The sequence below is a fragment of the Alteromonas marina genome (assembly GCF_000808575.1).
GTDB classification, from domain to species: Bacteria; Pseudomonadota; Gammaproteobacteria; order Enterobacterales; family Alteromonadaceae; genus Alteromonas; species Alteromonas marina_A.
Map to the genome: position 1 here is coordinate 1 of NZ_JWLW01000016.1, position 16,638 is coordinate 16,638.

A 16,638-nucleotide genomic window follows, 5' to 3' on the forward strand; every position below is an offset into this window, starting at 1 on the left:
CACTTCAGGAGAGTTGGCAGAGCCCGGTTTAATGCACCTGACTTGAAATCAGACGTGGGGTCAAACCCACCGGGGGTTCGAATCCCTCACTCTCCGCCAAATACGAAAAACCCGCACTTAGCTGCGGGTTTTTTTATGGGTGAAATATTTTCTGATCTCATCCTGTCTGTATCTTGTAACTACAAAACACTTCATAAAAACCAAGTTATGTCGCGCTTTATTCACAAAAGCTTGATATATATAAAAAGGTTAATAATCAACTGAAATCATTACGGCATTTAAAAGCGCTCTTCTTTTATTTTTATGGCGCTGGTCCTACGCAGTTGGTAGTAATAACAAAAATCGAGAGGACATTATGCAGGCAATGCCCACACTTAATTTACGGGACGGAACAGTTGAGCAAAAAAGACAGGAAATAAAGGCTTATTTCCTCGATTCCTTTGATACCTACGAATCGCTTTTCTCTTGTCTTGCCAATGATGACGTGTTTTATCAACGACCTGAAAAGTTGCGCCATCCGTTAATTTTCTATTTTGGTCATACTGCTACTTTCTTTATCAATAAATTAGTACTGTCTAAAGCAATAAACGAGCGCATTAATCCAAAATTTGAATCGCTATTTGCCATTGGTGTTGATGAAATGAGTTGGGATGATCTCAACGATGAAAATTACGACTGGCCGAAGGTGGAAGAGGTACGTCAATATCGTAATCAAGTGCGCACATTGGTATGCGATTTAATAGATACCATGTCTTTTAGCATGCCTATTGACTGGGAAAGTCCAATGTGGCCCGTTGTTATGGGAATAGAGCATGAACGTATTCATTTAGAAACCTCATCTGTTCTAATCCGACAGCTACCCATTGCATCGGTACGCCCCAGCCCAGAATGGCCTGCATGTAGCACTATGCAAACTAATGCTGAAGCGTTAGAGGCTAATGTTTTAATGACCGTTCCGGCACAGAAAGTCATAAATGACAAAGCGTGGGACAGTGCTTATTACGGCTGGGACAATGAATATGGTTCTCAGCAAGAATCCGTTAGCGAGTTTAGTGCGTCTAAATTTCTTGTAAGTAATGGTGAGTATTTATCGTTTGTGCAAGACGGCGGCTATAACAACGCAAAATACTGGGAGGCTGAAGGTAATAAGTGGCGTGAATATACTAAAGCGCAGCACCCTGTATTTTGGATTAAAAAGGGTGATGAGTATTTATATCGCAGTATGCTTGAAGAGCATCCACTACCTTTAGATTGGCCTGTGGATGTGAATTATCATGAAGCGAAAGCGTTTTGTAACTACTTGAGTGAAAAAACGGGTGAGCTTATCCGTCTGCCGACTGAAAATGAATGGCAAGCGTTACGTCAGCAGGCTGGTGTAACACAAACCGTATACAGCGAAGGCTTTAATATAGCGCTGCAAAAATATGCGTCGAGTGAACCTGTTAATGTTAATAAGTCCGGCGAATTTTATGATGTTGTTGGCAACGTATGGCAATGGACGGAAACACCCATCTATCCGTTTGAAGGCTTTAACGTTCATCCTTTGTATGACGACTTTACAACACCCACATTTGACAATAAGCATAACCTCATTAAAGGTGGCAGTTGGGTATCTACTGGTAACGAAGCAATGAAAGATAGTCGTTACGCTTTTAGGCGCCACTTCTTTCAGCACGCGGGGTTTCGGTATGTTCAAGGAAAGCGAGTTATAGCAGTGAACGATTTTGATTATGAAAGTGATACACAGGTTTCGCAATACAGTGAATTTCATTACGGCGACGAGTACTACGGCGTCCCTAATTTTGCTAAAGCCAGTGCGCAGTTTTGTATTGACGCTATGCAAGGGCGTCAACACGCTAAAGCGTTAGATTTGGGGTGTGCCGTTGGTCGTTCTACCTTTGAACTTGCAAAATACTTCGATCATGTCGATGGCATCGATTTTTCTGCACGCTTTATAAAAACAGCGTTTGAGATGCAAGAGCGTGGTGAAATACGCTATAACCTTATAGAAGAAGGTGAACTTACGTCGTTTAAGGCGCGCAAGCTCTCCGCGCTCGGTTTAGATGACAGTGTAGACAAGGTTGCTTTCGCACAAGGTGATGCGTGTAATTTGAAGCCGCAATTCACAGGCTACGACTTGATCTTCTTAGGCAACCTTATTGATAGAGTGTATAGTCCAAGAAAGGTATTAACGGACATGGCCACGCGGCTAAATAAAGGTGGATTGCTCGTTGTCGCCAGCCCCTTTACATGGTTGGAAGAGTATACCGAAAGAAGTGAATGGTTGGGCGGCTACAAAGATGAAAATGGTGAAACGCTTAGCTCTACTCAGGCGCTTGAAGATGCATTAGGTCAGAGCTTTAAACGAATTGCTGAACCTAAAGACATTCCATTTGTCATTCGAGAAACAAAGCGGAAATACCAACATACGCTTTCTGAATTTAACGTGTTTGAAAAGATAGAATAACACGGTGTCTATTAAAGTGTGTGTGCAGTATAAAGTGAGCGCGGTACGCGTGTAACGTGCTTATAAGTATAGTAGATTTCAGAAGGCCTTTAGCCAATAGTAAATGCGTAAGGCTATATAAATAGGATAATGTGAAGGTGAGCAACGCGCTAAGCCATTTCCCCGTGTTCAACGCTATGCAAAGCGAGTTTATGCCTTACAAGGATGTATGGCAGGCACCTTCTCACCTGAAACTCGATCAAACTCGTCTTAAATATTCAGCGATATTTCGCCGCTTTCAGGGCGCGTCTTCATCTCAAGCGAACGTTGTCGCGTCTCAGCGAGACCCTATTCCAATGTGGATAGCGGATATGGACATCCCGCCTTGTGATGAAATTCTCAGCGCGATTACACAAAACCTTCGCTCTACTTATGGATATCAGTCCCTTGATATCGGTGACGCGGTAGAAAAACGGTTTGAGCGTACCACGCAAAAAAGTAGTCGCTTTAAAGTAGAAAGTGGCGATGTTGTGGATGTTGCGAGCGCAATAGGAGCAATAGACGTTGCGCTTCACACTTTTTGCCAACCTGGTCAAAAAGTCATGGTTTTAACACCAACCTATTCCCCTTTAACAGAGACTATTCATAATAACGGCTTAACGCCAGTATCTATTCCAGTCATTCAAAACACGCGTCAAATTCAGACTAAGCTTTCTGAAGTTGCCGCGACAAAGGATAGCGGCAAGAGTCGTCAGGAAGACGTCGAAGGTTCTCACGCAACTATAGATACTTCAGCCTTCGATAGTGCTGCGGCTGCATTTGTGATTTGCCATCCTAATAACCCTACAGGTACAGTGTTAAGTGCAGAAGAGCAGCTTGTTATTTTGAGCTTCTGCGCCAAGAACGATATTTTAATCATCACTGATGAGGTGCACAGCGAGTTTGCATTTAACTCGTCAAATGAACCAACGCTAATCCCCATGTTTGGTGCAGAGGTAAACAATAAGAGAGAGAGGCGCCAAGAAAGTCAAAACGGTGGTAACATCCATACTCATCAACTGCCACGCATTATCCACATCAATAGCGTATCCAAGGCGTTTAACCTAGCGAGTATTCCAGGTGCATCGTATGCGGTCATTAAGGATAAAACGATCAGAGAGACGTTTGCCCAAGCTATTAATAGCAGGCACCTGAACGCAAGTAATTTAGGAAAAGTTGCGTTGATTGCCGCATATGAGAAGGGAAGTACTTGGTTAGACAGCGTAAAATGTGCGTTGAGCTTCAACCGAAAGCTTGTTGTGCGCTTCTTTGAGCACTATGGTTTATCTGTTAATTATACAATGGGCAGCGCTGGTTATTTCTTGTGGCTAGACCTTTCAACGTTCCCTTCGCATTTAAAACAGCCGAACAGTATCGCTTCTGTGGATGAAGCTCCTTTAGGTGACGCTTCTCGTCAACCTCTCAAATATTCACCCGTGACCACTGTTGAAGGATGCATTGAGCGAGGCGTGATAGGTAACGACGGCGCGCCCTTTGGTTCTCCACACCATATTAGGCTAAATTTAGCCTGTCACCCTGCGGTTGTAGAAACCGCGCTGCAAAGACTGTGCTTTATTTCTTAGCGTAGCTTAACTCGCATCTGTTGATCGACAGTCAATTTTATTCTAAATATTAGAATAATAATCTCAAATATATGACATTTTATTTCTATTAAAGAGGATTAAAATGGCCTTATTAAATAATTAGCCCTTAACACATGTTCTATCGCCCAGCGTTACTCCTGTTGGGCAGAAGAGTCAGTGGCGGCTTACGGTTATAAGGAATGCAAGATGATGTATTTGAGAAAAGCGAATGAAAGAGGAAAAGTGAACTTTGGCTGGCTAAAAAGCCAACATAGCTTTTCGTTTGGAAACTATTATGACGCAAAACATATGGGGTTTTCAGCGCTACGGGTTATCAATGACGATGTTGTTCAGGCCGGTAGAGGTTTTGAAACCCACGGTCACAGAGATATGGAGATAATTTCATATGTTGTGAGCGGTGCTTTAAAGCACAAAGATAATACCGGTAATGAGTACGTAGTGCCTGCGGGTGACGTGCAAGTAATGAGTGCAGGTAAGGGTATAATGCATTCAGAGTTTAACCCTTCTACTGAAGAGCCTGTTAACTTTCTGCAAATTTGGATTCTGCCCAATGAAAAAGGCGGTACGCCCAGCTATGCGCAAAAAACCTTTGGCACACAGGCGGGTGGAAATAACCATGATTCAAAGCTTGAATTATTAGTAAGTGATAACGGTGGGGAAGGGTCATTACGCATTAAGCAAAATGCGGCAATCAGCCGTTTAACATTGAAAGCTGGCGAAACATGGGAGCATGGCACTGAAGACCAAAAGGGTTACCTTCATATGATTAGCGGTAATGTACAGGCTGTGGTAGACAGTGAAACGAATGCAGTTGAAATAGGGGCAGGCGATGCTTTGGGTATTTATGAGCAAGACATCATTCGTCTGAAAGCCTCAGAGGAAAGTGTGGCCTTGTGGTTTGAATTACCTAAATAGCTGTCTAAAAGTAATCTAGATCAATAATTTAGTTTCAAATTGTGTATCTCTACTTCACGAATGCTTATCTCGTGGTATGATGACTTGAATAAGACTAAAGGCTGGTAATAATTCTCATTAATGAGTTTTATTAGTCTTTAATCCAGTTGTATATAAAACTGAAGTCAGTGAGATACTAGAGTGATAAAAATAATCCTAGCAGATGACCATGATTTGGTCAGAACAGGGATACGCCGGATTCTGGAAGACGTAGACGATTTTACTATCCTCGCAGAAGCGAAGAACGGTGAAGACGCGGTACTTTTGTGCCGAAAAAATGCGCCAGATGTGGTACTCATGGACGTGAATATGCCCGGTATTGGTGGACTGGAAGCGACAAAGAAAATTGTTCGTATGTCTGAAAATACGCGTGTTATTTGTGTTTCAATGCACAAGGAAAGTCCTATTCCAATGCAAGTTATGGACGCAGGCGCATACGGTTTTCTGACAAAAGATGCAGAGCCAGACGAAGTAATACGCGCTATCCATAAAGTTGCGGCAGGACAAAAGTATGTTGATCAAGAAGTGGCCAATAGCATAGCCATAGGTAAGTTATTGCCTAGTTCTGATAATCCGTTTGACGAGCTATCGAGTAGAGAACTTACAATAGCAATGCGATTAACCGAAGGTCACAAAGTGCCGGATATAGCCCGAGAACTCAGTATTAACTCAAAAACGGTTAATACTTACCGTTACCGAATGTTTCAAAAGTTAGGCGTAAATTCTGATGTAGAGCTAACGCACTTGGCCTATCGTCATAAGCTTATCAATCCTAACACCTTTTAAGCGTCACTAGACGCGCAACGTCAAAGTGATTATGTCTGCATTTGATTCAGCAGCATTTCTTAAGAATCTAACCTCTCAACCTGGCGTGTACCGCATGTACAATAGTCAGGAAGAGGTTATTTACGTAGGAAAAGCCAAAAACCTTAAAAAGCGCGTATCAAGCTATTTTCGTAGTAATCTTGATAACGCCAAAACGCGTTCGCTAGTTAGTCAGATTGCGAACATGGATGTCACGGTTGTAAACAGCGAAACCGAAGCGTTCTTGCTTGAGAACAACTTCATCAAGAAATACAAACCGCGTTACAACGTGGTCATGCGTGACGACAAGTCTTATCCCTTTATCTTCTTATCCGACCACGAACATCCAAGGCTTTCTTTTCATCGCGGCCCTCAAAAGAAAAAGGGCGAATACTTTGGACCATACCCCAGTGCGTGGTCGGTGCGAGAAAGCTTGCGTTCAATGCAGCGAATTTTCCCCGTACGTCAGTGCGAGGATAGCTATTACCGAGCTCGCAGTAGACCTTGTCTTCAGTATCAGATGCAGCGCTGCAGTGCGCCGTGTGTAGAAGGCTATGTGAGCGATGAAGAATATAAAGAGCAGGTCAATTTTGCACGCTTGTTCTTGAAAGGCAAAAACCAGCAAGTGATTGGTGGGCTGGTGGAAAAAATGGAAAAAGCCAGCGAAGCGTTAAACTTTGAAGCAGCGGCTCGTTACCGCGATCAGATAAACGCGCTAAGAAAAGTGCAGGAACGACAGTGGGTTGCCGGTACCCAAGACGAGATGGATGTGTTTGGGTTTGCGTTAAAAGGCAATATGGCGTGTATTCAGGTAATGTTTATTCGCGAAGGGCAACTGTTAGGCAGCAAGGCCTATTTTCCTAAAGTACCTAATACTGCCGATGAGCAAGAAGTTTTTGAATCCTTCTTTCTGCAGTTCTATTTGGCCGGCAACAAAGTGATCCCGAAGCAAATAGTGTTAAGTAACACCTTAAGCGATGAAGATGCTATAGCAGAGGTGCTTGCTAGTGAGGCAGGGCACAAAGTGCATTTCTTTAAAGGGGCGAGAGAAGAGAAACGTAAGTACCTGCAACTTGCTCAGTCAAATGCACAAACTGCATTAGATGCTCAATACAGCCAGCAAAAATCTGTTTTCGCACGCTATCTCGACTTAGAAGCGGCACTGGAAGTTGATACGCCTATTCAACGCATGGAGTGTTTTGATATATCACATACGTCTGGCCAGCAAACGGTGGCTTCGTGCGTAGTATTTAATCGTGAAGGTCCGCACAAAAGTGATTACCGTCGATACAACATTGAAGGCATTACCCCAGGTGATGACTACGCGGCCATGGCTCAAGCGTTGAAACGTCGCTACAAATCAGTAAAAGAAGTGCAAAAAATTCCAGACCTTCTATTAATTGATGGTGGCAAAGGCCAGCTTGCCCAAGCAGAAGCGTTTTTTGAAGACTGGCCGCATGACAAAAAGCCAATGCTCTTAGGTGTGGCAAAAGGGACTACCCGTAAGCCTGGTTTAGAAACGCTAATTCTAGCTGGTAGTCATCAGGTGCTTCCCATGGACAGTCATTCGCCAGGGCTTCACCTTATTCAGCACGTTCGCGATGAGTCACACCGATTTGCCATTACCGGGCATCGCAACCGACGTCAAAAAGTTAAAACCACGTCTAGTTTAGAAAGCATACCGGGTATTGGCGCTAAACGAAGACAAACGCTGCTTAAATTTATGGGGGGCTTACAAGGCCTTAAAAAAGCCAGCAAAGATGAGATTGCGAGCGTACCTGGTATTAGCCCTGAGTTGGCGGATACCATTTATGATCATCTTCATCAATAAATGAATGAGTAACAAGCATTACATTGCAAATTAAGGTAATGTGTTACAAAAATGAAAGATGCAGAGCTTATACGCTACCGCGCTAAAACGCCCATAGAGGCATAACACCGAGACGTACTTTTTATGTGGACTGTTCCAAACTGTATTACTTTATTCCGAGTAATCCTTATTCCTGTATTTGTAGTTGTTTATTTCCTTGATTGGCGCTGGGCACACGAGGCGGGCGCGTTTATTTTTTGGCTTGCCGCCATTACCGATTGGTTTGACGGCTATTTAGCAAGAAAACTACAGCAGTCCACACCCTTTGGTGCGTTTTTAGACCCAGTTGCTGATAAGCTGATTGTGGGCGCTGCTCTTCTTATGATTACTCATAGTTATGCAAATCTTTGGATCACGTTGCCATCTATAGCGCTATTGGTTCGTGAGATTTATGTTTCGGCGTTGCGTGAATGGATGGGGTCGAATGGCGTAAGAGATGCGGTTAAAGTGTCTTTTATAGGTAAAGCAAAGACAACTGCGCAAATGTTAGCCTTAATTGGTTTACTTTCAGGCTTAGAAACCTTTATGGGCGTAACAATTTATTGGGTTTCTTTGGGGTATATTCTTTTATATTTCTCTGCAGTGCTGTCAATTTGGTCAATGTTTGTTTATACAAAAGCAGCGTGGCCACACCTTCGAAGTGGTGCTACAAAGTAGAATTGATCGCGGTTTAATCAAAGTGAATAAAAAAATAGCAAACGATCATAAAAAACCGCATTTATCTCAATTTAAACGCTTTTTTGTGTTGACAGTTTTGAATGGGTAGGTAGAATGCACCCCACATTTCGAGAGGACATCAACCAAACGAAATGGTCGATTAAGACATGCGGGAATAGCTCAGTTGGTAGAGCACGACCTTGCCAAGGTCGGGGTCGCGAGTTCGAATCTCGTTTCCCGCTCCAATCTCTTAGAGATGAGTTTTAATCACGCGCCAGACGCATCTGGCGGAATGGCAGAATGGCTATGCAGCGGATTGCAAATCCGTCTATCTCGGTTCGACTCCGGGTTCCGCCTCCAAACGCTGCAACGCAGCATCAGGTTCTACGCCTGACACCTTTGCTGAAAAGCAACCCGATGCCCGGGTGGTGAAATTGGTAGACACAAGGGATTTAAAATCCCTCGCTGGTAACAGCGTGCCGGTTCAAGTCCGGCCCCGGGCACCATTTCATGTTTTAACACACTCCATACCAGTCAATTTTCGCCTTTATTCCTACTGTTTATCAGGCTTTTGTGTCTTACTACGTCCAATACGGTCTATTGTCATCCCTAAGCACATGGTGCTACATTCGGTGCTACATAGATTCAATTACGACTAAATAGCACCAGCAAGTAAGCATGTTGGTAGCACCAGTCGATTAATCAGACGATAGGTAGCACCACATGCCCTTAACAGACATTCAAATAAAACAAGCTCAAGCAAGCACAAAGGATATATGGCTCACAGATGAGAAGGGCTTGCGCTTGCTCGTGAAAAAGAATGGCTCTAAGTACTGGCGTCTTAAGTATCGTTTTCAGGGTAAACAAAAGACGCTGGCAATTGGCGTCTATCCAGAAGTATCTTTGAAGGATGCACGAGAAGCAGTATCAGAAGCTAGAAGGCTATTAAGGGATGATATTGACCCTAGCGCTATAAAGCAGGAAAAGAAGCACCTTTCTTCTGTAAGCGAAATAGAACTGTTTAACACTCAAGCACGGCTTTGGTGGAACAAACAAAAGGGCCAGTGGAGCGAGGGCCATGCCGCCCGAATTTGGACTCGTTTAAATGATAATGCGTTGAAGACGCTAGGCAAGCGGCCCATTGGTGAAATCACACCTCAAGATATAATTAGAACCGTTCAAAAAATAGAAACGCGTGGCGCGCTCGATGTTGCACAAAGAGTACTTCAAGACATAAGGCGTGTGTGTCGTTTCGCTGTACAGACTGGCGTTCTACTCCATAACCCTGCTTCTGAGCTATCCGGGATACTGGAAAAGCGTAAAACATCGCACAGGGCCTCTTTACCAAGGGAAGAATTGCCACAGTTTCTACGTGATTTAGATGACTACCACCAGCAAGGCCGCTTACTCACCAAGCTAGCTATTGAACTATTAGTACACACTTTTGTTAGACCTGGTGAGTTAGCCGGTGCTCGTTGGGATGAATTCGACTTAGAAGAAAAGCTATGGCGGATACCAGCGCATAGAATGAAAATGAAGTCCGATCACATCGTGCCACTTTCTAGGCAAGCACTTGCAGTATTAGAAAATACCAAGCCGTTCAGCGCTCGTTTCGAGTTCGTTTTTCCTTCTGAAAGAGATAGGTTTAAGCAAATGTCTGACAATACTATGCGAATGGCTATTTTTCGCATGGGCTACGATGGTGAAACTAAAGGCAAAAGCAAGGCTAACCCACATGGGTTCCGTGCTACTGCATCTTCAATACTAAATGAAACTGGCTTTAACCCAGACGCAATAGAGCGTCAGCTTTCACATATGGAAAGGAATGGGGTTAGAGCTGCTTACACCCACCATGCTCGTTACTTAGAAGAACGTAAAGAAATGATGCAATGGTGGAGTGACTACTTAGATAGTCTTAAGAATAACGGTAACGTTACGCCCATTTTTAAAAAACAAGCCTGATGAGTGTCGTGCAGGGTCAATTAACTACGGTAGGGAATTATTATGGAAATCAATAACAGATTGAAGAATTACTTAGACGCAGGTGAGCATGAGAGTCAGCTACTAGCGTTCACCAGTTTGTATAACACCATGCAGCTTGTTATAGATGGTGGTCGCAGCTATACAGACTCACAGTCTCAGACGTTATCAGAAACGCTCAGCTTAATGTTACCCGCATTTAAAAGTGCGTTAACCCAGCTTGAAAGCATTGGTAAGGGTGATAGTTCTAAAGACCTAGCGTTAATCATTAGGACAGGAGAAGCTTCAAGTGCCCTAGCAGATGAAATGCTAGGCATTCTTGAAAATGGTGTATTCCAACAAAAAGATTCATCTACAGAGTATCAATCTTTTAGAAGTGCTTGTTATAGCGTTAGTTCTCAGATATGTGACGCTTCACACGAATATCATGCGATTCTTCACAAGTATATCGACCCTGACTATAACGTGCTGACTATCACCGCAGCTTAGCCTTATAAACTGGCGCTAGGGTAGCTCCCGAAAAGTGACCCCAATCACCTGTGCCAGTTCCTCTTTATGGGATTCCGTAGGGGTACGGTATGACAAAAATGCTCGGTTCATTAGATGAAGCGTTCTCATCGTGGAAAAATGAAATTCTTCCTGATTTACAGCATAAGGCCAGAAGCATACAAAGCCTTAATAATGAATTAGCCACGGCACAAAACGATGGTAGTAGAGAGTATCTTAGTTTACTCATCGAAAGGGCTAAGCGCGCTTCACAAGCTATCAGTGACATTCCTAGGCTCTTTTATAATAATCCTGATAATGCTTATATCTGGAAAGATGCTATATCCTGTAGCGACTACACAGCTCCAGACTTACTTGCTGTAATTGTAATGGGGTATTTAGGACCCAATAACCCCCAAGGCAAGCTAACAGCAAAGGACAGGCAAAAATGGAAAGCTGATGTGGCTCAAACGTCACAGAGACTCGAAGCCCTTTTATCTGGAAGCGACTTACAATCAGTATCTGACGAAAGGGTATTTAACCTATACAAAGACCTAGCGTGGCTTATTGATTTTCATGTAACGAATAAAGAAGAGGCGAAGGCTTTGAAAGGCGCATTAGAGGAAAGGGTTTTTGAGTCTTCATTTGGATTTATGTGGGACTTAGAGAGACTTACTCAGGTTAATGCTGATTCTGAACGTTTTAAGTCATGGGAAGATTTACAATATACCTATGAGCCGTTCTGGCCTGAAATCACCCTAAAGAAACCCAATGACACCAATGCACCACGGGCTTACTTTATACGATATGTCACTTACTGCTTGCTTAACCTAACAAACAAAGCCCATATAGACCGCGTAAAGCGACTTTCTGATGCTTTCTATAGTGAGGTAGATACTAAGTCAATACGGGGCCTTACAGCGGATTTAACCGCAGCACACAAACGATAAGCATTTTTGTAATAGGGGGTTTTTATTCTTATTTACTCAAAATCTCCCTAGGGGATTTATTCCTTATTTGCTGCTTTATCCCCACTTATTAGGCGTTTCGGTTTTATTTAATATTTCCACCCTAAACAACTTTGGTCTTAAGTGGAGATATTTGGAATGAATAACAGCGCATCGGCATATACCCCTATAACAGATGACCCAATTTTAAGAATGCCAGAGGTTGAGAGGACCACTGGCTTAAAGAAAAGCACAATATACCTACTGATAAAGCAATCACAGTTCCCTTCTCCTATAAGCCTAGGCGGTAGAGCAAGCGGCTGGCTTCTTTCAGAAATCAATCAATGGAAAGCTGAACGTATAGCAATATCACGGGGGCAGTAATGCAAAAGACTATCCCGTATAAGCCTGATCACTTCTATTTTATCGGTTCTACTGTAAATCAAGTTATAGGTTTTCGAGCTGCTCGCGGTACTGGCCCATGCGAAGTGATGGAAACAGAGAATGAGGGCTATTATTTGGAATACACCCCCTCTAGTCACTTAGCATTTCAGTTCAAGTTTAAACATCATGCATTGGCTAACGGTGACAAATGCTTGGTGTACGAAATCCCCGAAACTTTCAACCTTCTTTCTGTAAGCGACAAAGCTAAGCAAATGGGGTTAGACCTATGAAATTACGAGAGCTAACAAGTAAAGAGCACCTCAAACCCGAACACGTGTATATCATTGGGGATAGTGAGCATAGAGTACTCGGTTTTCTTGAAGTGTTACGCGTGGCCCGTCAGCCTATAGAGCAATTCACAGTTAACAACTTAATATACCTCTGCTACCCACCAGCAACCGAAATCAATCAGCTACCAAGGGAAGTCATTAACTTACCTTGTGGCGCTACGTGTGTGGTGCATTGGCTAACCTTCAAAGCAAAAAAACGAAAACCCCAAAAGCCTGTAGCCCTTTTCTCAGCTCATGTGAAATCGCAATCAATGAGCAGAATAAACAAAGCTAAGTCTTGCAGTAAGAAGAGGTATTAATGGGTAAGTTAGATTTTGAAGGCCTAAATGAGTATGCGTTGAGTAATATTGATAGCGTATTACATCATTACTTACCTAACGGAAAGCATGAGGGCCATGAGTACAAGCCATTAAACCCAAGAAGAGCAGACAATAAAACTGGTTCATTCAGTATTAATACCAATACAGGTGTTTGGGCTGACTTTGCAGATAGTGAAGCGAAAGGACAAGACGTTATATCCTTGGTGGCTTATGTTACAAACAAGCCCCAAGGCGAAGCATTCAAAGAGCTTAGCGACTTACTCAACTATGGTAATAGAGTTGCAACAAAGACAAACAAAAGCGCCACAAATACCCGTAGGAATAGTGAAGAGTGGTTACGCGTAACGCCTGTGCCGCCCGAATTTGTAAAACGTTGCTTTAAAAAACACCTAAAGCACGGCTTACCTACTTTTACATGGGAATACAGGGACGCTAACAATCAGCTCATTCTTAAAGTACTGCGCTTTGATAAACAGATAGACGGCAAAAAAGAAAAAGTATTTGCACCGTTAGCCTTATATAGAAACCGTGTTACTGGTGAAATCAAATGGCGATGGTCTATACCAAAAATAAACCGTCCATTGTACGGATTACACGAACTAGCCAAGCGCCCTAAAGCCACAGTAGTTCTTACAGAGGGTGAGAAGGCCGCAGACGCGGCAAAAGCATTGTTCCCTAGCTGTGTTTGTATGACGTGGCCTAACGGATCTAAGTCTATCAGTAAGGCCGATTTCACACCGTTGGCTAAGCGTAATGTAATCATATGGCCTGATAATGATAATGCCGGCATTAAGTGCGCTAAAGAGCTTAAGAACTTACTTACATCATTAGATGCAGCAAGCATTAGAATTATAAATTTAGATAGCTTGGCTAAAACCCCTCTTTCTGAAAGCGAAGGTGGCCCTTTATTTGGTGAAGATTGCACGTGGCCCGATAAAGCAGATGCCGCTGACGCGCTTGAACTAGGTTGGGGGGCTGCACACTTAGAAGCGTTAAAGAAAAGTGGTGAACTATTCATAAAAGAGGCGATTACACACGCCCCTAGCGATATTAAGCCCAATGTACCTCAAGGCTTTAAATTAACCGATAACGGTGTAGAAGCGTTTTACAAGTCTGATGATAAAGGGAATGAAATATACAAGCGAATATGCGCCCCTTTAGAACTGTTAGCCTTAACCCGTGACGCTGGTGGCTCTGGTCAAGATTGGGGTGTACTTGTGCGCTTTAAAGACTATGACGGTCAAGAGAAGCGCTTGAATATTCCTAAGCGCCTGTTTGCTACTGACGGTGGTTCAGACATTAGAAAACAATTGCTTTCCGAAGGGCTTCATATAGAGCCACGCTCGCAAGAGAAAGGAAAACTCATTGATTACCTTAACTGCCCTGACATAACCAATAGAGTAGGATTAGTTAAGAAATTAGGTTGGCATAAGAATGCTTTCATTTTGCCAGACCAAACGATAGGCAAAACAGAGTCACCGCTTCTCTACGACAATGAAAACGCTCGGGATTGTAAATTAAAGGCCGCTGGCGCTATATCAGATTGGCAACGTGAAATAGCGTCATATTGCGAAGGAAACCCTTTACTTACTCTTGCTGTGTCTCTGGCCTTTACTGGCCCCCTAGTTAGCTTGATGGGGCTTTCTGAGAATGTAGGCTTTCACTTCTACGGTGACAGTTCGTTAGGTAAGTCCACGTTAATGAATGTTGCTTGCTCTGTGTATGGCAAGCCTAGTGAATTTAAAGGTTCATGGCGTACCACTGATAACGCCTTAGAAGATACCGCAGCTTTACATTCAGATATGCTATTGGCGCTCGATGAGCTGAACGAAGCTAACCCCTTAACTATTGAGGGCATCATTTATATGGTTGGTAACGGTAAAGGAAAGAACCGCTCTGGCCCTGACTATGCCAAGAAGAAAACACAGCGTTGGAACCTAGCGTTCTTGTCAAACGGTGAAAAGACTATTGATGACTACTTAGGCAGCATTGGCAAATCGGTTAATGGTGGTGTTCATATGCGTTTTCTTTCTCTGCCAGCTTCTCAGCACGAAGACGAAGCACTTAAAAAGCGTAATGGCATATACACCGATACACATAACTTTATTAACGGTGCTGCATTGTCTGACCACTTAAACAAGGCGTGTGAAAAGTACTACGGTGAACCGTTCTTAGAATTTATTAAGCAGTTAACCAGTACCGACTTAGGCGAACTAATCAAAGTGCATCATGCAGAGATTGCAACTTATAGAGAACGTGTGCTTGGTAATGATGCTGGTGGACAAGCAGTAAGGGCCTTTCAGAAATTTGCGCTGGTGGGCTTAGCTGGTGAGCTTGCTTCAACTTTTGGCATTACTGGATGGAGCGAGGGCCATTCTATTCAATCGGCTATATCCTTGTTCAGAATGTGGGTAGATATTCGGGGTGGTACTGGGAACGTGGAAGAGATACAGCTTCTTAATCACCTGGCGAAGCAAATAAAGCTTTATGGTGAAAAGCACTTTAAACGGTGGGATAGAAGAGGGGCAAAAGACCCTATGGTCATTGATGAGCATGTACCATCTAAATTAGAAATGTGGGGCTATAGAGAGCAAATTACTATTAGGCACCCTGACAAAGACGCCACCACAGACCATATGTATTACGTCTATAAAGATATTTTTATGGATGTTATGTGTAAAGGGTTTGATGGTAAGAGGGCCGCTCGACTGCTTAGAGATCTAGGCGTTTCTATGCTTAGACCGTCAGAGCTAGAACGTAAGAAGCTAAACACCTCTGAAGCTCTACCTAATGCTGGTGGTAAGTCTCAACAGGTGATTAAGTTCAAGGCATCTTCACTCTTTGAAGCTGTAGATAGAATGGCTTTAAGCGATAGTGAACAAGACGAAGCTAAACAAGCTAAGTCAGCCTGACTATGTATATATACCAATGGATAATGTCTAATATACTAAGCCTGTTTAGATATACAGGTTTAGTATTGTTGCATCTGATTAACCACCTAAACCCATTACTCCAACTGCTCATTTCTTTCTCTGTAAGCACCAATAACACGCCATTTATCTTATTAAATTTGCACTATGCAGTACCTGTTTGCACTTTGTTTATAGCCGTTTGCAGTAGTGCAAATGCTAAATATGTATTTATAAACATAGAGTTACAACTCCCGTTTGCACTATTTGCACTATTTGCACTCTATTTTACTAGGTCTGGAGTTTCTCCCTTCTACCCTGCGCAACGGGGCTTAACGCGCTTTCAGTTGTAAAGACTTTTAAACAGACTTCAGTTGAGTGAGGTGGCATTGCGTATACCCACCACCATAACCTTTGCAAACGAACTCACTTCATGGTCATGTTTGCCTACAATATTTCACGGGTCCTTTTGGAAGGGGTCCTCATACGGCTCAAAGCACCGCGTTTTTTTAACAGCTAGGAATTTTCATAGGGGGGTTATAATTTAAGGTGTAATAAGTGTAATTAAATCATTGGTTTAAATGATATGTAAATCCATACCTAGCTTGAAGTATAAGCTTTGTTCGTATTCAAGAGGGGTCATATCTCACCATTAAATTGAACGTTTGCACTAAGGTATTGTATACCAGACCTAATTTATAAATATTACTCAAAGGGTAATTGGGTTTTACCTCGTTATGGTTGTCCATACCCAATACAGCAAGACCAAAATATAGTGTGTCGAATCGGGCTTCTCTTCGCGTGAAAGCAAAAAGTTAAGGGGCACGGGGTTAGATAGGTATATTTCTACTGCAAAAAGTGCAAATAGTGCAAATAACAGAAATAACT

General features: G+C 42.9%; 12 protein-coding genes and 4 tRNA genes. All 16 read left to right on the forward strand.

Annotation, left to right across the window (positions count from 1 at the left end; all coding sequences use genetic code 11):
- The first annotated feature begins 7 nt into the window (after nt 1-7).
- Nucleotides 8-99: transfer RNA gene (locus tag RJ41_RS09975), tRNA-Ser, on the forward strand.
- 256 nt (nt 100-355) lie between these two features.
- A complete protein-coding gene (gene ovoA / locus RJ41_RS09980) occupies nt 356-2,467 on the forward strand; it encodes a 5-histidylcysteine sulfoxide synthase (protein ID WP_039220036.1) in 2,112 nt (703 codons plus the stop codon).
- A 137-nt stretch (nt 2,468-2,604) separates the two neighbouring features.
- Entirely contained in the window at nt 2,605-4,068 is a 1,464-nt protein-coding gene (locus tag RJ41_RS09985; protein WP_039220039.1) for an aminotransferase class I/II-fold pyridoxal phosphate-dependent enzyme, read from the forward strand.
- Between the two features lie 207 nt (nt 4,069-4,275).
- Entirely contained in the window at nt 4,276-5,004 is a 729-nt protein-coding gene (locus tag RJ41_RS09990) for a pirin family protein (protein WP_039220041.1), read from the forward strand.
- 180 nt (nt 5,005-5,184) lie between these two features.
- On the forward strand, nt 5,185-5,829 hold the full coding sequence (gene uvrY / locus RJ41_RS09995; protein WP_014949610.1) for a UvrY/SirA/GacA family response regulator transcription factor: 645 nt from the start codon (nt 5,185-5,187) through the stop codon (nt 5,827-5,829).
- A 31-nt stretch (nt 5,830-5,860) separates the two neighbouring features.
- The gene (gene uvrC, locus RJ41_RS10000; protein ID WP_039220049.1) at nt 5,861-7,678 is read left to right on the forward strand and encodes an excinuclease ABC subunit UvrC; all 1,818 of its coding nucleotides are present in this window, start codon (nt 5,861-5,863) and stop codon (nt 7,676-7,678) included.
- A gap of 123 nt (nt 7,679-7,801) precedes the next feature.
- Nucleotides 7,802-8,374 (forward strand): CDP-diacylglycerol--glycerol-3-phosphate 3-phosphatidyltransferase, encoded by a 573-nt coding sequence (pgsA, locus tag RJ41_RS10005; RefSeq protein WP_014998466.1) that lies wholly within the window; start codon nt 7,802-7,804, stop codon nt 8,372-8,374.
- 169 nt (nt 8,375-8,543) lie between these two features.
- A tRNA-Gly gene (locus tag RJ41_RS10010) sits at nt 8,544-8,619 on the forward strand.
- A gap of 41 nt (nt 8,620-8,660) precedes the next feature.
- Nucleotides 8,661-8,734, forward strand: a tRNA-Cys gene (locus RJ41_RS10015).
- A gap of 59 nt (nt 8,735-8,793) precedes the next feature.
- Nucleotides 8,794-8,880: transfer RNA gene (locus RJ41_RS10020), tRNA-Leu, on the forward strand.
- A 217-nt stretch (nt 8,881-9,097) separates the two neighbouring features.
- Nucleotides 9,098-10,336: a tyrosine-type recombinase/integrase gene (locus RJ41_RS10025; protein ID WP_039220052.1), complete on the forward strand. Its 1,239-nt coding sequence runs from the start codon at nt 9,098-9,100 to the stop codon at nt 10,334-10,336.
- 42 nt (nt 10,337-10,378) lie between these two features.
- A complete protein-coding gene (locus RJ41_RS10030; protein ID WP_039220056.1) occupies nt 10,379-10,843 on the forward strand; it encodes a hypothetical protein in 465 nt (154 codons plus the stop codon).
- Nucleotides 10,844-10,932: 89 nt separating this feature from the next.
- Nucleotides 10,933-11,790, forward strand: a complete 858-nt coding sequence (locus tag RJ41_RS10035) for a hypothetical protein (RefSeq protein ID WP_039220057.1) — start codon at nt 10,933-10,935, stop codon at nt 11,788-11,790.
- A 156-nt stretch (nt 11,791-11,946) separates the two neighbouring features.
- Entirely contained in the window at nt 11,947-12,171 is a 225-nt protein-coding gene (locus tag RJ41_RS10040) for a helix-turn-helix transcriptional regulator (protein ID WP_052235447.1), read from the forward strand.
- Complete coding sequence (locus RJ41_RS10045) at nt 12,171-12,461, forward strand: hypothetical protein (protein WP_039220058.1); 291 nt, start codon at nt 12,171-12,173, stop codon at nt 12,459-12,461. The genes RJ41_RS10040 and RJ41_RS10045 overlap by 1 nt, the downstream gene beginning before the upstream one ends.
- A 358-nt stretch (nt 12,462-12,819) precedes the next feature.
- Nucleotides 12,820-15,753: a DUF927 domain-containing protein gene (locus RJ41_RS10055; protein ID WP_052235448.1), complete on the forward strand. Its 2,934-nt coding sequence runs from the start codon at nt 12,820-12,822 to the stop codon at nt 15,751-15,753.
- Nucleotides 15,754-16,638 lie beyond the last annotated feature (885 nt).